Origin of the sequence: Flavobacterium hungaricum (assembly GCF_015182285.1) — a bacterium.
Lineage (GTDB): Bacteria > Bacteroidota > Bacteroidia > Flavobacteriales > Flavobacteriaceae > Flavobacterium > Flavobacterium hungaricum.
In genome coordinates this window covers 340,744-359,331 of the sequence record NZ_PRDM01000003.1, presented here as the reverse complement: position 1 = coordinate 359,331, position 18,588 = coordinate 340,744, and the positions used below count along the sequence as shown (strand labels likewise).

Annotated in this window: 14 protein-coding genes; 8 read left to right on the top strand and 6 right to left on the bottom strand. The window is 37.0% G+C overall.

Annotated features, from left to right (window positions below; genetic code table 11):
• Positions 1–19: 19 nt before the first annotated feature.
• Positions 20–2,524, bottom strand: a complete 2,505-nt coding sequence (locus C4F50_RS14795) for an L-rhamnose mutarotase (RefSeq protein ID WP_194139427.1) — start codon at positions 2,522–2,524, stop codon at positions 20–22.
• Between the two features lie 516 nt (positions 2,525–3,040).
• Between C4F50_RS14795 and C4F50_RS14790 the strand changes: the two genes are divergently transcribed.
• On the top strand, positions 3,041–4,717 hold the full coding sequence (locus C4F50_RS14790) for a glycoside hydrolase family 28 protein (protein WP_194139426.1): 1,677 nt from the start codon (positions 3,041–3,043) through the stop codon (positions 4,715–4,717).
• 241 nt (positions 4,718–4,958) lie between these two features.
• On the opposite strand, the gene C4F50_RS14785 is transcribed toward C4F50_RS14790, so the two are convergent.
• The 3 genes from C4F50_RS14785 to C4F50_RS14775 form a co-directional block, all read right to left on the bottom strand.
• Positions 4,959–5,789 carry an amidohydrolase family protein gene (locus C4F50_RS14785; protein ID WP_194139425.1) on the bottom strand — a complete coding sequence of 277 codons (831 nt, stop codon included), beginning with the start codon at positions 5,787–5,789 and terminating at the stop codon, positions 4,959–4,961.
• A gap of 6 nt (positions 5,790–5,795) precedes the next feature.
• Complete coding sequence (locus C4F50_RS14780; protein ID WP_194139424.1) at positions 5,796–6,593, bottom strand: SDR family oxidoreductase; 798 nt, start codon at positions 6,591–6,593, stop codon at positions 5,796–5,798.
• Between the two features lie 241 nt (positions 6,594–6,834).
• Positions 6,835–7,848: a zinc-binding alcohol dehydrogenase family protein gene (locus C4F50_RS14775; RefSeq protein ID WP_194139423.1), complete on the bottom strand. Its 1,014-nt coding sequence runs from the start codon at positions 7,846–7,848 to the stop codon at positions 6,835–6,837.
• Positions 7,849–8,211: 363 nt separating this feature from the next.
• On the opposite strand from C4F50_RS14775, the gene C4F50_RS14770 reads away from it, so the two are divergent.
• The 7 genes from C4F50_RS14770 (at position 8,212) to fucP (ending at position 16,028) form a co-directional block, all read left to right on the top strand.
• Positions 8,212–9,360 carry an ABC transporter substrate-binding protein gene (locus C4F50_RS14770; RefSeq protein ID WP_194139422.1) on the top strand — a complete coding sequence of 383 codons (1,149 nt, stop codon included), beginning with the start codon at positions 8,212–8,214 and terminating at the stop codon, positions 9,358–9,360.
• Positions 9,357–10,502 (top strand): CaiB/BaiF CoA transferase family protein, encoded by a 1,146-nt coding sequence (locus tag C4F50_RS14765; protein WP_194139421.1) that lies wholly within the window; start codon positions 9,357–9,359, stop codon positions 10,500–10,502. Before C4F50_RS14770 ends, C4F50_RS14765 begins: the two co-directional genes overlap by 4 nt.
• Positions 10,503–10,506: 4 nt before the next feature.
• Positions 10,507–11,646 carry a CoA transferase gene (locus tag C4F50_RS14760; RefSeq protein ID WP_194139420.1) on the top strand — a complete coding sequence of 380 codons (1,140 nt, stop codon included), beginning with the start codon at positions 10,507–10,509 and terminating at the stop codon, positions 11,644–11,646.
• Positions 11,646–12,869, top strand: a complete 1,224-nt coding sequence (locus C4F50_RS14755; RefSeq protein ID WP_194139419.1) for an extracellular solute-binding protein — start codon at positions 11,646–11,648, stop codon at positions 12,867–12,869. Before C4F50_RS14760 ends, C4F50_RS14755 begins: the two co-directional genes overlap by 1 nt.
• 62 nt (positions 12,870–12,931) lie before the next feature.
• Positions 12,932–14,005, top strand: a complete 1,074-nt coding sequence (locus C4F50_RS14750) for a Gfo/Idh/MocA family protein (protein ID WP_194139418.1) — start codon at positions 12,932–12,934, stop codon at positions 14,003–14,005.
• A gap of 114 nt (positions 14,006–14,119) precedes the next feature.
• Positions 14,120–14,563 (top strand): MaoC/PaaZ C-terminal domain-containing protein, encoded by a 444-nt coding sequence (locus tag C4F50_RS14745; protein WP_194139417.1) that lies wholly within the window; start codon positions 14,120–14,122, stop codon positions 14,561–14,563.
• Positions 14,564–14,723: 160 nt separating this feature from the next.
• A complete protein-coding gene (fucP, locus tag C4F50_RS14740; RefSeq protein ID WP_194139416.1) occupies positions 14,724–16,028 on the top strand; it encodes an L-fucose:H+ symporter permease in 1,305 nt (434 codons plus the stop codon).
• Positions 16,029–16,440: 412 nt separating this feature from the next.
• Here fucP and C4F50_RS14735 read toward each other — a convergent pair whose 3' ends face one another.
• A complete protein-coding gene (locus C4F50_RS14735) occupies positions 16,441–16,941 on the bottom strand; it encodes a hypothetical protein (protein ID WP_194139415.1) in 501 nt (166 codons plus the stop codon).
• Between the two features lie 224 nt (positions 16,942–17,165).
• Positions 17,166–18,572, bottom strand: a complete 1,407-nt coding sequence (locus tag C4F50_RS14730) for an efflux transporter outer membrane subunit (protein WP_194139414.1) — start codon at positions 18,570–18,572, stop codon at positions 17,166–17,168.
• Positions 18,573–18,588: the final 16 nt, after the last annotated feature.

The following is an 18,588-nucleotide window of genomic DNA, read 5'->3' as shown; positions in this document are numbered from 1 at the left end:
AATTCGTGGCTAATAATATTTATTTCGTTTCTACTTTGTTCAAGAAAATCCAGGTTTCGTCTGGTTTTGCGCCTTCAATTCCAGATTGGTATTTCTTCATTAAAGCGTTCCATTCGTCTACACGAGGATTATTTTCGGTTGTTTTCGGATTTAGTTTGTCCAGATTTTCACCTTTCGGAATACTGATTACCAAGATCAATTGTCTGTCTTTTTTGAAAACCTGTAACTGTTGAAAATCGGCGTTGCAGAAACCTTTTGCTACTTCCGGCCATTTTTCAAATTGCGTTTTGTGGTACTCAACATATTCTTTCTGCCCTTTTTCATCAGCAGGAAGATTTGCTGTTAGAACAACATTTTCCCAATCCGATGCCGGTTTCGAATCTTTACATCTTTCGAAGTTTTGAAAATCGTAAACCAAATCGTCATAGATTTTAATTTCTAAAGAAGGAAAAGCACCCGCCAGTTTACGCTTCGTTCTTTCCGGCTGATTCATTTTTCCGTAAATCACCAAATGGTTTTTCCATTGGTACAATTCCTGCCCCACAATTCTAAAACCGACTAATGTCGATTTGATTTTTTCGATGTCAAAATCATTACCTATTAACTCGATTGCATAAGGTTTTGGCATTTCCTGCAATCCCCATTTCTCATCGATTACGACTTCTTTTTCTAAATCTTTATAAGGCGCTCTAATTCCGGCTGCCTCTTTAATTTTTGTACTTACATACGGATCATTATGTTCCCAGATGTTTCCTTTTGGACCGTTATGGTTTTTTAGGATTTTCTTTTCGGCAATCCAGTTGTTTTTAATCGTAAAACCTTCAGAACCTTCATCAGTATACAAGTACAGCCATAAAAACGGATCGTGCGCATACGGACTGTTGTAAACTTTGTCTATGTAATTTTCCTCAATTCGGCTGTTGGGTTGTGCCGAAAGCGTATAAATTCCTGCTACATCATGTAAATGTTTCGCATAATGATGAATTTTGTTTCCTAAAATTTTGTTGTTCTGCATTACGTTTGGCGTATGCGTCCATCCCCAGCCCATCGCCATTCCAGAATACGATACGTCTGAAATTTCGTTGTGTTCAATAGTAATATTTCTAACAAAACCAGCACTGATTCCCAAAGTTCCCCAATCTTCATTGGTTGCATTTGTGATTAAATTATCGGCAATGACTTCATCAGAGCACATTTCTCTTTCGTCTTTTATAATTAAAGGCAAATGCGCTTCAAAAGCTTCTTCAGAAAAAATGCCGACATTGATGGCACTTCCGCCAATATCTTTAAATAAATTTCCTTTTACGGTATTGTGATTCGTTCCTTTATTTAAATCCAAACCAGTCGAAGCCAAATGCTCAAAACGGCAGGATTCAAACTGAATATTATTAGCATAATTAACTTCAACCGTCGCACGAGGTCTTCCTACCCACGCCTGATTTTCTAAACTCGCCTGATTTGGCGTTCCCGGCTGTTTCAATTTATAAGCATCCAACAAATACAAACCCGATTGCAGCGGCACATGACCTTGTTCTGAAGGGCGAAGCCAATTGCTGTATTGAAACGAAATTCCTTTAAATCTAAAATGACTTACAGGCGAATCAATGGTTCCTTTTACTTCCACCAGATTTTCTAAAACCGGAACGGTCACTTTTGCCGAATTGATCTCTTCGCCCTGACGCGGAATATAATAGATTTTGGCATTTTTCTTGTCCAAAAACCATTCGCCTGGTTCGTTCAGCATGGAAATTCCGTTATTTAAATAGAAAGCAGAATTTCCGTTGTTTTTAGAAATCCACGGCGCAGGCCAAGGGTGTTCACTCTGAATACGGCTTTCAGGCTCTTCAAACGAAAGTCTGGCGCTGTCTTTCTGTACTTCAATATTTTTGATTCGGAGATTGGCAATTGACCACCATTGTACGATAAACATTTCCATTCCCGGCTCAAACTTTATCGATTTGTCTTTAAACGGAATCCAGCAGGTTTGCGACTGATGATCCCAGGATAAAATTCGGTCCATTGCATTTCCGGCAGTGCTTTTGGCTCTCACGGCTTTTTTTCCGTTGACCCATAATTGTCTGTAATTGATAATTGAACCTGCTTTTTGAGGAGCATCGGCCACCCAAAATGTTCCTTTTTTACCATTTAAAACGCTGGTTTTTTTCCAGTTTTTAATTTCGATTCCACCGCTGATAATTGGCTTTGCATTTGCATCGGCTTCAATTATTGTGGGACTTTCCGGCGTTCCCGAATCTTCTGGTCTTACAAACAAAGGTTCGTTTAAATAATACGTTCCGTTCATTACTATGATTCGGATTCCGTCTTTTATGGATGGATCTTTTAGTCGGCGCAGTTCTCTGGCTTTTCGCATTGCCATGTGAACCGTTGCCAGCGGATTATCTTTTGTGCCCAAGTTTTTGTCATTTCCTTTTGTAGAAACCCATATTTCAGCTGCATTTATCGAAAACGAAACGCAGATGATCAAAAATAAGCTCAGGATTTTAGTAATTGTATTCAAACGCATTATTTAATATTTTGATTTTTTTCTGGGTAAAAAATTATTGGGCAGTCAATTTTAAGCATATATAATCTACAAATAAATGTATTTTTAACACTTTTTACCAAATAATTCGTCCAATTTACTTGAACATAAAGTTATATGTATCCTGTACCCTCCTGTTTGTAGTTTTTGGTTTAGCCACGAATTACACGAATTGCACTAAATTTTTTATTTCATTAACTTCGATTGCCTCTGCTTTAGATGGAGGTTTATAATGTAAAGAGTAAAGGTTTTAGCCAAATTTTGAAGTTTGGCTAAAGCCTAGAAAGGTGTAAAATATAACCAGTAGTTAAAGCTGGAGGCAATTCATATCAATAGTATTAACTACTATAGAAAGAAAAATTAGTGCAATTCGTGTAATTCGCGGCGAACATTAAACTTTTTTTAATAGATTTGTGTAATCGATTACATTTTACTATTATTATTTATGTGTAAAATAATTTTCACATCTATAAAAATAACATCCAAAAATTACTAACAATGAAAACCAACCGACAACATTTTTTCACTTTAGCACTGGCATTTATTTTATGCTGTGGTTCTAAAAATCTAATTGCCCAAAACGCTGCTTACGATACTTATAAGAATATCGAGTTTAAAATGCCAAAAGTAAACGAACCCGTTATTCCAAATAATGTGGTGAATTTAAAGGATTTTGGAGCAGTCAACGGCGGTTATGTATTGAATACGAAAGCTTTTGAAGATGCTATTAATGCGCTTTCTAAAAAAGGCGGCGGCAAATTAATTATTCCGCCTGGAATCTGGTTAACGGGTCCAATCATTTTAAAAAGTAATATTGAACTGCATGCCGAAACAGGCGCTTTAATCAAATTTTCTACAGACAAATCTTTATACCCAATTATTGAAACTAGTTTTGAAGGTTTAAATACCTGGCGCTGTATCTCTCCTATTTATGGTAAAAACTTAGAAAATATAGCTTTTACCGGAAGTGGAGTTTGGGACGGTTCCGGCGAAGCGTGGAGACAAGTTAAAAAAAGTAAATTGACCAATGATCAATGGAAAAGTTTTGTGGCTTCTGGCGGGGTTTTAAACGAAAAGAAAGACAGCTGGTATCCTTCTGAGCAATATTTAAAAGGGGCTAATGGCGCTGATCAAAACATTCGACATGACCTTAAAACAAAAGAAGATTTTGAAGCGATTCATGATTTTCTGCGTCCAGTTTTGGTAAGTATTCAGAATAGTAAAAGAGTGCTTTTTGACGGACCTGTTTTTCAAAATTCACCAGCTTGGAATATTCACCCATTAATGATTGAGGATTTAATTGTTCGAAACATAACGGTTAGAAATCCGTGGTTCTCTCAAAACGGTGACGGATTGGATGTGGAATCGTGTAAAAATGTAATCATCGAAAACTCTAGTTTTGATGTTGGTGACGATGCTATCTGCATTAAATCTGGAAAAGATAAAGACGGACGCGATCGTGGTGTTCCTTGCGAAAATATCATTGTAAAAAACAATATTGTCTATCACGGACACGGCGGTGTAACGGTGGGTAGCGAAATGTCGGGCGGTGTAAAAAACCTGCATGTTTCGAACTGTACTTTTATGGGAACTGATGTCGGACTGCGTTTCAAAAGTACTCGCGGACGCGGCGGTGTGGTAGAAAATATTTATATTTCTGATGTTTTTATGACCGATATTCCGTCTCAGGCAATTTCTTTTGATTTGTACTATGGAGGAAAATCGATCGCTGAAACGCTGGCCGAAGGCGGTAATACCGTAAGTACTAAAGCGGTTCCTGTAAATGAAGAAACCCCACAGTTTAAAAATATTGTAATCAAAAATATTACGATTAAAGGCGCTCAGCAAGCGGTATTCCTGCAAGGGCTTCCTGAAATGAATTTAGAGAATATTGAAATTTCAAACCTTATTGCAAAATCTCAAAAAGGTTTTTCTATAATTGATGCTAACGGAATCAAAATCAGCAATGCACAATTGGATATTGAGGCTAAAAATGCATTTGAAATTTACAATACGCAAAACCTTTCCTTGAAAAACATCGAGTTTAATTCTGGTTCTTCTAACACGATTACAATCAACGGTCAGGTGAGTAAAAATATTGATTTGAGCGGTTCTAATTTATCGAAAACTACTACAATTGGAAAGGATGTTCCTAAGAAAGCCGTTAAGTTTTAATTTCTGTAAAAGGTTAAATGTAAAAGGTTAAATGTAAAAGGTTAGCTCTTTTATAAAATAGAAAAGAGGATGTTCAACATGAATATCCTCTTTTTTTTTTGCGTCTGATTTGTCATTTCGACGAAGGAGAAATCTTCGTAAGAAACTCCGCAAAGATTTACTTTGATTGTCGAGCTACTTACGAAGATTTCTCCTTCGTCGAAATGACAATATGCGTCAAATATAGTAGCTTTCATTGCACTCATAACTCATAAAACCCATTCGCATTCTCAAACCAAACTTTATTCTGGTCTTCAATTGAAAACTTCGAAATATAATCTTCCAAAGTTTTTACAACCTCGTTATAATCCGAAGCCACGTTTAAAACCGGCCAATCGGAACCGTACATTAATTTATCGATCGGAAAATTTTCAAAAATAACATCCAAATACGGTTTCAAATCTTCTGGTTTCCAGTTTTTCCAGTCTGCTTCGGTGACCATTCCTGAGATTTTACACCATACATTATCGTATTTTGCAATTTCTTCGATGCCGCTTTTCCAAGAATAAATAGTTTCTGATTTGATATTTGGCTTTGCTATATGATCGATTACAAACTTTTGGTTTGGAAAATCTTTCACCAGACTTAGAGCTGCCGGCAATTGGCGTTCGAAGATCAATATATCGTAAGTATAATTGAATGGTTTTAAAGCTGCGATTCCTCTTCTAAAAGCTTCTCCATACATAAAATCATCTGGTTCGCCCTGCACGACATGTCTAAAACCTTTCAGCTTTTTTTGATCTGAAAAGAATTTCAAACGCTCATCGATATTTTCATTTCGTAAATCTACCCAGCCGACAACGCCTTTTATGAAATCATTTTTTGAAGCCAAATCCAATAAAAAATGCGTTTCCTCTTCAGACTGACTGGCTTGAACTGCCACACAGCCTTCAAATTGATTTTCGCTTAATAACGGCTCTAAATCTTCTGGTAGAAAATCCCGCTGAATGTTGCTCATACTTTCGTCAATCCAGCTGTCGCGAACGGGATCAAACTTCCAAAAATGCTGGTGCGAATCTATTCTTTTACTCATAATTTCTTAATTAACATCGCTGATTAATGCGCGGTCTAAATGTACGTAACCTCCATCCACAAAAACAAATTGTCCAGTAGTATGAGACGATTTTTCTGAAATGATGAAAAGAGCCGTATCGGCAATTTCTACTGTTTTGGTCATTCGGTTTTCAAACGGAATGCTTTTGTTGATTTTCTTTAAAACCGATTCACCGTCTTCTAATGTTTTTATCCAGTCTTCGTATGCCGGCGTGTAGCTTTCGGCAATAATAATCGCATTAGAACGAATTCCGTATTGAATCAAATCTACTGCCCATTCTCTGGTAAGTCCCAAAACTCCGCCTTTCGCGGCAGCGTAACCAGAAGTACCGCCCTGACCTGTTAAAGCTACTTTTGAACCAATATTTAAGATATTTCCTTTGGACTCTTTCAAATACGGAAGCGCATATTTAGCCAATAAAAAATAACTTACTACGTTCAATTTCAATGAATTCATAAAATCTTCGTAGCTTGATTCTAAACCAGCACCATCGTTAACGCCGACATTATTGATTATCGCATCGATTCTTCCGTATTTTGCAGCAATTGTTTTTACTGCATTTTCCATTTCAACAGGATCAGTAACATCTGTCTGTACAAACAACGAATCGATACCTTTTTGCTGCAGTTTTTCCGCGTAAGCAAAACCTCTTGCATTTCTATCGACCAAAACCGGAATCGCGCCCTCGTCTGCCAATCTGTTGATTATGGTTTCGCCAATGCTGCCTTCTTTTCCAGCCGAACCAGAAACAACAACTATTTTATTTTTTAAGTTTAAATCCATTTCTTTTGTGTTAGATGTGATTTGTAAAATGTGTCTTTTGTGAAAAGTGATTTGTGAAAAGTGATTTGTGAAATGTAAAATGTGAAAAGTGAAATTTAAAATCAGGGCGATTTGTGTTTTTACAATGAAAATTGCATTTTCACATATTACTTTTCACATTTTACATTTCACTTTTTCACTTTTTACTTTTTTACATTTTACTTTTTTACATTTTACTTTTTTACATTTTACTTTTCACAAATTAATCAATTTCAATTAACGCTTTAATTACATTATTCTTCGGATCAATTAATTGTCCGAAATCAGTAATCATTTCTGAGAAACTCGTTCTGTGCGTAATGTATTTTTTAGGGTCTATTTTGCCTTCTTTCAAGCATTTCATTACATATTCAAAATCTTCAATAGTAGCATTTCTGCTGCTCATTAAAGTCGATTCTCTTTTGTGGAAATCTGGATGGCTGAAACTCAATTCGCCTTTTTGAAGTCCGACTAAAACAAATCGTCCGCCGTGCGAAATATAATTGAAAGCACTGTTCATTACTTTCTGATTTCCAGTTGCATCAATTACTACATTTGCCATATCACCATTGGTCAATTCAGCCAATTTGGCCGCAACGTCATCGTTTAACGGATTGATGGTTTCGTCTGCATTCAATTCTGTTTTACAGAAATTTAATCGGTAATCGTTAATATCCATTACGATCACTTTTGCGCCAGCGATTTTAGCAAATTGAATCAATCCAATTCCGATTGGTCCAGCGCCCATCACCAAAACCGTGTCCGTTGGCTTAACAGCGGCTCTGCGTACGCCGTGTGCTGCAATTGCTAAAGGTTCTACCAAAGCCAGTTCATCATAATCCAGACCTTGACCGTGCAGTAAATATTGTTCTGGAATCGCTACATATTCTGCCATACCGCCGTCAATATGAACACCAAAAACTTTAATATTTACACAGCAGTTTGTCAATCCGTTTCTGCAGGCCACACATTTACCACAATTAAAATAGGGAATAAAAGTTACTTTATCTCCTGGATTAAAACCTGCTGCATTTCCTTTTACATATTCAGCAGCCAGTTCGTGACCCAAAATTCTTGGATATTCAAAATAAGGCTGTGTTCCGCCAAAAGCGTGAATGTCTGTACCGCAGATTCCAATTCTTTTTATTTTCAATAAAACTTCTCCTTCTTTTGGTTCTGGTACAGCAGTTTCTTTTAATAGAAATTCTTGTGGTTTTTCGCAAACAATATATTTCATCTGTTTTGTTTTCTTTTATTATAAATACTTCTTTTTCTTAATTTTATTCTTTCGATTTCCAGCCGTTAAATAACGAGCTAAAATAATAAATGTAAAAAATACAATTACAAAAATACTTTTTAAAAATTAATAATCGCGATATATTTTTCCATGTTTCATTACAAATGATTATCGATTCGATTATTATCACATTTTTAGACTGATTTGTATAAATAACTTTGTAAATATTCGATATATTCAAAAAAGTATCTTAATAAATACAGTATCTCTTGTGAATTTGAATCTTATTTATATTTTTGTAATTGTATTTTTTACATTTATTTTTTTTAACTTACACTACTACCAAAATAAATCCTATAAACAATGATAAAACTTAAAGGTATAACTTGGAATCACACGAGAGGTCTGCTTCCAATGGTGGCCACATCACAGCGTTTTACAGAGTTACATCCTGAAATTGAAATTTCGTGGGAAAAAAGAAGTTTACAAGAATTTGCCGATGCTTCAATTGAAGATCTGGCCAAAAGATTTGACTTATTGGTAATTGATCATCCTTGGACAGGATTTGGCGCACAGACCAAAGCAATCCTGCCTTTGTCTGATTATTTATCGAACGAATATATTAAAGATCAAGAACATAATACGGTTGGAAAATCTTACGGAAGTTATGTTTTCCATCATAAATTATGGGCGCTTCCTATAGATGCGGCAACTCCTGTGGCCTCTGCGAGACTGGATCTTTTAGAAAAAAACAACTTAGAAGTGCCTGCTACTTACCAGGATTTATTAGAATTGGCCAAAAAAGGATTGGTTGCTTTTGCCGGAATTCCTGTAGACGTTCTAATGAGTTTTTATATGTATTGCTGCAGTTTGGGCGAAGCTCCTTTTCTTTCTGAAGAAAAAGTAATTTCTGAAATTACAGGAAAAAAAGCCCTTTTAATGTTTCGCGAATTAGCGCAATTAATTGATCCTGTAAACTTTAACCGAAATCCAATTCAAGTTTATGAGGCAATGGTAAATACTGATGAAATTGCCTACTGCCCTTTTGCTTACGGATATTCGAATTATTCCAGAGCGGGTTATAGTAAAAATCTGCTGCACTTTTTTGATTTAGTAAGTTTGGATGACAAACCTATGATTTCTTCTTTGGGCGGGACTGGTCTGGCTGTTTCCTCTTTCAGTGAACATATTGGCGAAGCGATTCGTTATGCCGATTTTACAGGCTCTTCTGAGATACAACAGAATTTATACACCGACAACGGCGGTCAGCCGGGACATTTAGAAGCTTGGAAAAGCGACCGATTGAATGAACTCACACACGATTATTTCAAGAATACTTTACCAGCCTTACAGCGTGCATTTTTACGTCCGAGATATTATGGCCATATGTATTTTCAAGATCATGCCGGTGATGTAGTCCGCAACTATTTAATGTACGGCGGGGATGAAGATAAAGTTTTAGAAGAACTGAATGCGCTTTATGCAGAATCTCTAAAAATTCAGACCATATGAGACCTTTAGAAGGATTAATTGTCCTTGAATTCTGCCAGTTTCTCGCAGGCCCGTCAGCTGGTTTAAAACTTGCTGATCTGGGTGCGCGCGTGATCAAAATCGAGCGTCCTGTAAAAGGAGAAGCCTGCAGACAACTGAGCATCAAAGATTTGTTTGTAGACGACAGCAGTCTGCTTTTTCATACCATAAATAGAAATAAAGAATCTTTTGCTGCCGATTTAAAAAATCCGGATGATTTGGTTTTAATTAAAAAACTAATCGAAAAAGCGGACATTATGACCCATAATTTCAGACCGGGCGTGATGGAAAAAATCGGTTTGGATTTTGAAAATTCTTTAGCCATTAATCCGCAGATTATTTACGGAACCATAACCGGGTACGGCAATGAAGGTCCGTGGGCGAAAAAACCGGGACAAGATTTATTATTGCAATCCCTTTCGGGTTTAAGCTGGCTGAGCGGTCGAAAAAGCCAAGAACCTGTTCCTTTTGGCTTGGCTGCAGCCGATTTAATGTGCGGGAACCATTTTGTACAGGGAATTTTGGCTGCACTTTTAAAAAGAGCCAAAACCAAAAAAGGCGTTTTGGTAGAAGTAAGTTTATTAGAATCTATTCTGGATGTGCAGTTTGAAGCGATTACTTCTTTCTTAAACGACGGCGGACAACTGCCTGAAAGAGGTGATATCAAAGGAAGCGCACATGCTTTCTTGAGCGCTCCGTACGGTGTTTATCAAACCCAGGACGGTTATTTGTCACTGGCTATGGGAGATCTGATTTTTATTGGAAAAACACTAGGTTTAGATTTAAGTCAATACGCTGATAAAAATTTGTGGTTTGAAAAACGCGATGAAATTAGAACAATTTTAAGCGAAAAAATCGAAACCCAAACTTCTGATTATTGGATTGAAAAATTACAGAAAGAAGGTATTTGGTGCGGTAAAGTTTTCAATTACGAAGAATTGGATCAGCAGCCGTTTGTTGCAGAATTAAAACTGAAACAGACCGTAAAAAATACCGAAGGCGAAACTTTGGTTACAACCAGAAGCCCGATTCAATTAGACGGTGAAATTCTGTTAAGTGAAAAAGCAGCGCCAAAAGTGGGTCAGGATAATTTAAATATACACGAACAATTTTTAAACGAATAAGAAAGTGAAACCATTAGAAGATTATTTAATTGTCGATTTCAGTCAGTTTCTTTCGGGTCCGTCAGCCAGTTTACGATTGGCCGATTTGGGCGCACGCGTTATAAAAATTGAAAAACCTGGAACGGGAGACATCTGCCGAACCTTATATACTTCAGACTTGATTATGAATGGCGAATCGTCTGTTTTTCATACCATCAACAGAAATAAAGAATCGTTTGCCATTGATTTTAAACAGCCTGAGGAACTTCAAAAATTGAAAAAATTATTGGCCAAAGCCGATGTTGTCATGCACAATTTCAGACCGGGCGTAATGGAACGTATTGGTTTGAGTTATGATGAAGTTAAAGCCTTAAATCCGAATGTAATTTACGGATCTATTTCTGGTTTTGGAGAACATCCCGATTTAAAAGATTTACCGGGACAAGATTTGCTTTTACAGTCTTTAACAGCTCTGACATGGCTGAGCGGTAATCAGGAGGACGGTCCAGTCCCAATGGGATTGTCAATTGTAGATATGCTGGCGGGTGCACATTTGGCACAGGGAATTTTAGCCGCTTTGTACAGAAAAGCCACTCACAATATTGGAGCGCAAGTTCAGGTAAGCATGCTGGAATCTGCTTTTGACTTTCAGTTTGAAACGATTACTACTTTTTTTAATGACGGCGGTGAATTACCTGTTCGAACAAAAACTAATAATGCGCACGCCTATTTGGGTGCTCCATACGGAATCTATAAAACTAAAAACGGGTATTTAGCTTTAGCAATGGGATCAATTCCTGTTTTGGCTTCACTTTTAAAATGTGACGCTTTACTCGCTTTTCCTGAAAATAAATTTACGCTTAGAGACGAAATCAAAAATATCCTTGCCGATCATCTGCAGACACAGGAAACACAATTTTGGCTGGATATTCTGGAACCTGCAGATATTTGGTGCGCTGGAGTTTTAAATTATCAGCAGCTTTTTGCAGAAGAGGGTTTTAAGGTATTGAATTTTACGCAGGAAGTAGAAATGCTGGATGGTTATGCGTATAAAACAACCCGATGTCCGATAAAAATTGACGGCGAATATTTGACTTCTGGTAAAGGTTCGCCAAAACTAGGTCAGGATAACGAACGAATTATTAAAGAATTTATAGACTGCTGATGGAAAAATTTAGAATCGCTGTTCGAAAATTCGATCCTTTCGAAAGTACCATGCAAAAACTTTGGGATGCTTTCTGTCTTGAAAACAACCTTCAGATCGAAGCTGAAATGATTCCAATGGAATTGCATGACCTATATGAAACTACAATTTCTAAAAAAGGCTTAAAAGAAGGGAAATGGGATATTGCGCACATTAATACGGATTGGATTTATGATGCGGTACACGAAAAAGCGGTTTTAGATCTATTTTCTTTCATAGCAGAAAATCCGCCCGAAAATTTTCCTCACGGCTGGCACAAATCACTTTTACAGTTACAACAGCTCGATAATGGTATTTACGGACTTCCATTTCATGATGGTCCAGAATGTCTGATTTACAGAAAAGATTTATTCGAAAACGAAACTGAAAAAGAGAATTTTAAAAAGCAGTTGGGTTACGAACTCGCCACACCAAAAACTTGGAAGCAGTTTATAGAAATAGCGGCATTTTTTAATAGACCCGAAGAAAATCTCTACGGCTGCATCTTTGCCAATTATCCCGACGGACACAATATGGTTTTTGATTTCTGCCTGCAATTATGGACACGCGGAGGCTCTTTAATCAATAACAAAAATCAAATCTGTATTAACAGCCAGCCAGCAATTGAAGCATTGGATTTTTATCGAACAATAGTCAATGATAAAAACGCTGTTCATCCAAAATCGGCGGTATTTGGTTCCGTTGAAGCAGGTATGGCTTTCGCCGAAGGACAAGCAGCAATGGCCATCAACTGGTTTGGATTTGCATCAATGGCCGAAGTGATTGAAGAATCGAAAGTGAAAGGAAAAATTGACATTACTTCTCTCCCATCCGATCCTGACCATAAAACGGCTTCTTTAAATGTATACTGGCTGTACACAATTGGTTCGGGAAGTCAACATAAAAAACTGGCTTACGATTTTTTACGTTTTGCCACAACTGCCGAAAGTGATAAATTATTGACTACCGAAGGCGGCATCGGCTGCAGGAAATCAACTTGGAAAGATCCTTCAATCAACACCTTAATTCCGTTTTATCATAAATTGGAAATGCTGCACGAAAATGCACTCACTTTACCTCAGACGCCAATCTGGCCCAAAGTATGCGAATTTATCGATCATATGGTTTTAAAAGCAATCAACAGTGATATTCCTTCGGCACAATTGCTAGAAGAAACACAAATCAATATTCAAAAAATAGAATAGAAAACAGTGTCAGCGTTTGAAACTTTGACAATGTTGCGATCAAACTTAAAAATAGTTACAAAATGAATATTCCCTATAAACCTTTACTGCCAGAAACAGAACAGCCCATTGTCATTATCGGAGCAAGCGGCATTGTAAAAGATGCGCATCTTCCGGCTTATGAAATGGCAGGCTTCAGAGTTTTTGGTCTTACCAATAGAACCATTTCAAAAGCATACGACTTACAGAAACAGTTTAAAATAGAGCATGTATTTGAAAATGTTGCCGAAGCAGTAAAACATGCTCCAAAAAATGCAGTTTACGACATAACGGTCTTACCTGATCAATACATTGAAATCTTGGAACAACTGCCAGACGGTGCTGCGGTTTTGATTCAGAAACCAATGGGGAATGATTTGGCGCAGGCAAGAGAAATTGTGGCGGTATGCGAAAGAAAAAACCTTGTTGCTGCTATAAACTTTCAGCTTCGCTTTTCGTCATTTGTAAGTGCAGCAAGATATCTGATTTCTGAAGGGATTATTGGCGAATTATATGATTTAGAATTTAAAGTTACGGTCAATACCCCTTGGGAATTATTTCCGCTTATTAAAGAACATCCTAGATTGGAAATTCTTTTTCACTCTGTGCATTATATCGACTGTATTCGCTCTTTCCTAGGAAATCCGAAAAGTGTCTACGCCAAAACAGCCAAACATCCGCTAAAAAAACTATCTTCGAGCCGATCAACTATTATTTTGGATTATGGCGAAGATAAACATGTTGTGATTAATACGAATCACGATCATCATTTTGGCCCAAAACACGAAGAAAGTTACATCAAATGGGAAGGAACAAAGGGCGCAATCAAAGCCAAAATGGGCTTATTAATGAATTATCCCGACGGCCTGCCAGACGTTTTTGAATATGCACTGCCTAAAAAAGACATGGAAAATGAATATGAATGGACAGAAGTAAAATTGGAAGGCTCTTGGTTTCCAGAAGCTTTTGTTGGTGCAATGTCTAATTTGATGCGATTCAAAGAAGGTTCAGACAAAGTATTATCTGCCAGCGTTCAAGATGTTCTCGGAACTATGAAAGTTGTGGAAGCTTGTTATATAAGCAGTAATGGCGGCGGCGTTACACTAGACGAATTGTAAAAAATTAATTTAAACCATAAATGAATTAAGGTTTTTAAGACTAGAACATTAAGTATTTCTAACAGAAAACGTAATTCTCTTAATACCTAAATGGTAAAAACAAAAAATAAACTTATGTTTTTTAAATCTACATTTTTCGAAGATTATACAATTGACGACAAACGAGTTACGGTGGGCAGAACCATCACAGAAACAGATTTTGTGGTTCATGCGGGACACACGGGAGATTTCTTCCCACATCATATGGACGCAGAATGGTGCAAAACACAGCCATTTGGACAACGTATTGCACACGGAACTATGATTTTCAGTATCGGAATCGGCTTAACTGCTTCTGAGATAAATCCTGAAGCTTTTTCTAGAGGTTACGACAAAATGCGTTTTGTAAAACCGGTTCACATTGGCGATACCATTCACTCTGAAATTACTATTTCTGAAAAAGGCGAAGCTAAAAATCCAGAAATGGGTGCAGTAACCGAACATGTTGAAATTATTAATCAGCGAGGTGAAGTCGTACTTGTCTGCGATCATCTTTTGTTTGTAAAGAGAAAATCCTAGGCAAAGATTCTGAGATGCTAAGGTTTTTCTCAGCTTCTTTAAAATAATCTCCCGCAATACCGATAGTTTTCGGCAGGCGAAGCCGCAAAACAATTAAACTTTATATCTTAGTGCCTTCGCGGCAAAAAAACTCCAAACTTATTAACTAAAAAACACACTAATGCAAATTACAAACCAAGCCGGTGATCAACGCGAAGTACCGACAGAAGGCGGTAACCAAAAACAATATCTGCTGCCTTTTATTCTAGTTACATGCCTATTTTTTCTATGGGGAATGGCCCATAATCTTGACTCTGTATTAATTCCGCACTTAAAGAAAGCGTGCGAATTAAATAACCGCCAATCTACTCTTATTGATACTTCGGTTTTCTTTGCTTATTTTATAATGGCTATTCCTGCGGGAATGCTGATTAAAAGGTTCGGGTATAAAAACAGTATTATAACTGGTTTATTAGTTTTTGCTATCGGAGCATTTTTATTTGTTCCTGCAGCTAATACGAGAACTTATGAATTGTTTTTGTTCGCTTTGTTCGTAATAGGCTGCGGACTGACAATTTTAGAAACAAGTGCAAATCCATACGCTGCAATTTTAGGGCCAGCGGAATCTTCTTCAAAAAGATTGAATTTGGCAGCATCTTTTAATGGTTTAGCTGCAATGGTTGCTCCAATTGTAGGTTCGTTATTTATTCTTTCTGGAACTAATCATACGCCCGAACAAATGGCTGCGATGCCGGATGCTGAAAGATCTGCTTACTTGTTAGGCGAAGCTGCTTCTGTAAAAATGCCTTATATAGTACTAGGAAGCATTTTGGTTTTGGTTGCGATCGTATTTTACTTCGTACAATTACCATCTATGAAAGCAAATCATACAGAGGCTGAAATCAAACCTGGTTTTTTCTCTGTTTTAAAGTTTAGACATTTAAGCTGGGGAGTTGTGGCGCAATTTTTCTATGTTGGCGCGCAGGTTTGTATTACGAGTTTCTTTATTCGAATTGCTCAGCAAGGCGCAGGATTGGATGAAAAAACCGCTGGATATTATTTAGGTATTTACGGTTTTCTTTTTATGGCAGGACGCTTTATTGGAACTTTCTTTTTACGCTTTGTAAAAGATTACGTTTTACTTTCTATTTACTGTGTAATGAGCGTTTTATTATGTCTAGTAGCTATTTACGGTTCAGGAATAGTAGTTATTTATGCGCTTGGGGGAATAGGATTCTTTATGTCAATTATGTTCCCGACTATTTTCTCTTTAGGAATTAAAGGCTTAAAATCGAATACTGAAACAGGCTCTTCTTGGCTGGTAATGTCGATTGTCGGCGGTGCTATTATTCCGTACGGAATGGGGACTTTAATCGATATGAATCATGATGATATTCAGTCGGGATATATTATTCCGCTGGTGTGTTTCTTGATTATTCTTTCGTTTGGCGCTTTTGGCCATAAAGTAAAAAATACTGCTGTATAACTTCCAAAAATAATATAAAGCAATTTTAAAAATTATCGCAAAGTCTTTTGCCGCAAACTGCGCAAATTTTCGCAAATTTATTTTTTAAGAAATTATTCTAAATATGAATTGCCTCCAGCTTCAGCTGGAGGTTTTTTATTGAAGTGTCTAAAAGACTTTAGTCACACTTTATGTTAGTTTGGCTAAAGCCGATAAAAACAGCATGAATTGCCTCCAGCTTCAGCTGGAGGCAATTCATGCTGTTTTTTGTCACAGATTAAAGGGATAAAAAGATTTTTCTAGTCGCAATTTTCACAACATTTCCACAAATTTTATTGTTGAATTTTGATAATTCGTGTAATTATTTAATTCGTGTTTAAAAAACAAAAAGCGCCTCCAATTGGAGGCGCTTTTCTTTAGTCATGTTTAAGAATTAACGGCGATTGCCATTACCGTGATCGTGGTTTTTGTCTGACTGTTGTTTGGAGTTTTTGTCTTTATTATTTCCTTTGTTACCAGACTTATGCTGTCCTTTACCGTTATTGCTTTTTGCTGGTTTTTCTCCTCTGTTTTTTTGAGGTTTCCCTTGATAGCCTTTTGGATAATTGGATCTGTGTTTTGCGTGATAATTATAAGGTGTGTCTCCTTTATAATCGGTCAAAACTACTTTGTAGCCAGAGTAAAAATCATAGTTTCTGTATCGTGCAGGCAGCCTGCTTTCGCGAACCCACTTACCGTTGTTATCAGAAATATACTGACTCTTTACAACGTCATAATAAATATCAATGTCTGGAAGATAATAATACCTGTCATCATCATATCCTTGTGGTCCCCAACTTGGAGGTGTGCCAATATTTACATTGATTGAAACTTGCTGCGCTTGAGCGAAAAATACACTCATAAAAAGCACTGAGGCGAATACTAATTTTTTCATGTCTTTAGAATTTAAATTATTAATTTTAGTAGATATGAATCTAAAGTAATGCCAATATCTAAGGCTTTCGAATTGATTATACGGAAAGACGAAACTAATCGACGAATAGTGTTTTTCTACCGATATAAATTTAAATAAAAAAACGCCTCACAGGAAAGAGGCGTTTTTCGTTTGTAACAATTTTAATTAATAGTGAATACTAAAAATCGATTCTAAAAAAGAATTTATTTCCAGCCTCCACCCAACGCACGGTACAGATTTACTACAGCTTGTAATTTCTGCAGGTTATCGTTTACGCCGCTTAACTGCGCAGCTAAAAGGTTTTGCTGCGATGTCAATACATCGGTGTAATTCGTTGCCGAACTGTATTCTAAAAGCTGTTCTGTATAGTCAACTGCTTTTTCTAAAGCTGCAATTTGTTTTGCTCTTGAATCTTCTTTTGCAACAGCCATTTCGTAAGCATACAAAGAGTTTGAAACTTCCTGCCCCGCTGTTAAAAGGCTTTGCTGGAAATTATTATACGCTTGTAATTGCTGTGACTGCGCTGTTGTCAATCTTAATTTATTTTTTCCCTGATTGAAAATCGGCTGTGTTAATCCGCCAATAATCGAATAAAAGATGGAATTATCGAAGAAATCTTTTAACTGTAAATTTGAAAATCCGCCGCTTGCAGTCAAAGTTAAACTTGGATAAAAATAGGTTTTAGCCAGATTAGTACTTTCAAAAGCCACTCTGAAATTGAATTCCGCTTGACGGACATCAGGGCGATTTTCTAACAACTGAGAAGGCATTCCGATTGCGATATTTTCTGGAATAATCTGTGATCCTAATTCTCCTCTTTCAATTGGTCCTGAACCTTGTCCTAACAAAACATTTATAGCATTTTCGGTCTCGCGAATGCTTTGTTTCAAATCTGGAATCAAGACTTCTGCTGCATGCTGGTTGGCTTCACTCTGTACGACAGCCGCCCCGGTTACAATAGCACCTTCTTTCAGATCTTTAATCGTTTCAACATTTTTGATACGGGCTTCCAAAGTTTCTTCAGTAATTTTCAATTGTTTGTCATACGCCAATAAAAGAAAATAATTATTCGCAATATCCGAAATCAATTGCGTCTGAACTGCTTGTTTCGCAGCATCGGTAGCCAAATAGGTTGCTAAAGCGGCTCTTTTAGAACTGCTTAATTTTCCCCAGATATCGGCTTCCCAAGAAGTACTTAGACCTAACTTATACGTAGTGGTCAAAGTATTGATGTTGATTCCTGCCGGAAAGTTTAATCCTGCTTCTGACTGCTTGGTGTGTGTTGCATTGGCATCCAGTTGTAATGTTGGATAATAAGCCAATTTACTCTGACGAAGCGAAGCTCTTGCCTGCACAATATTCTCAATCGCATTCTTAAGGTTTAGATTTTGGTCTAAACCTTTTTGGATTAATGCATTTAACTTTTCGTCTTTAAAAACACTCTGCCAAGGCATATCGGCAATTGTCGTGGTATCCGATGCGTTTTGATCGCGGTACAGCTGCTCTGTTTTTAAAGTTGTGGGGCGCTCGTATTTGCTGGTAACGGAGCACGCACTCAGCAGTGCTGCCGTCATTATCAATACAATATATTTATTTGAACTATGAGTCATTTTTTCTTAATTAAAT

Bases quoted from the DNA above. Each gene is read 5' to 3' on its own strand.
- C4F50_RS14765 (WP_194139421.1), top strand. From the start codon at position 9,357: ATGAGACCTTTAGAAGGATTAATTGTCCTTGAATTCTGCCAGTTTCTC.
- C4F50_RS14755 (WP_194139419.1), top strand. From the start codon at position 11,646: ATGGAAAAATTTAGAATCGCTGTTCGAAAATTCGATCCTTTCGAAAGT.
- C4F50_RS14785 (WP_194139425.1), bottom strand. From the start codon at position 5,789: ATGAGTAAAAGAATAGATTCGCACCAGCATTTTTGGAAGTTTGATCCC.
- C4F50_RS14775 (WP_194139423.1), bottom strand. From the start codon at position 7,848: ATGAAATATATTGTTTGCGAAAAACCACAAGAATTTCTATTAAAAGAA.
- C4F50_RS14745 (WP_194139417.1), top strand. From the start codon at position 14,120: ATGTTTTTTAAATCTACATTTTTCGAAGATTATACAATTGACGACAAA.
- C4F50_RS14780 (WP_194139424.1), bottom strand. From the start codon at position 6,593: ATGGATTTAAACTTAAAAAATAAAATAGTTGTTGTTTCTGGTTCGGCT.
- C4F50_RS14795 (WP_194139427.1), bottom strand. From the start codon at position 2,524: ATGCGTTTGAATACAATTACTAAAATCCTGAGCTTATTTTTGATCATC.
- C4F50_RS14770 (WP_194139422.1), top strand. From the start codon at position 8,212: ATGATAAAACTTAAAGGTATAACTTGGAATCACACGAGAGGTCTGCTT.
- fucP (WP_194139416.1), top strand. From the start codon at position 14,724: ATGCAAATTACAAACCAAGCCGGTGATCAACGCGAAGTACCGACAGAA.
- C4F50_RS14790 (WP_194139426.1), top strand. From the start codon at position 3,041: ATGAAAACCAACCGACAACATTTTTTCACTTTAGCACTGGCATTTATT.
- C4F50_RS14750 (WP_194139418.1), top strand. From the start codon at position 12,932: ATGAATATTCCCTATAAACCTTTACTGCCAGAAACAGAACAGCCCATT.
- C4F50_RS14735 (WP_194139415.1), bottom strand. From the start codon at position 16,941: ATGAAAAAATTAGTATTCGCCTCAGTGCTTTTTATGAGTGTATTTTTC.
- C4F50_RS14730 (WP_194139414.1), bottom strand. From the start codon at position 18,572: ATGACTCATAGTTCAAATAAATATATTGTATTGATAATGACGGCAGCA.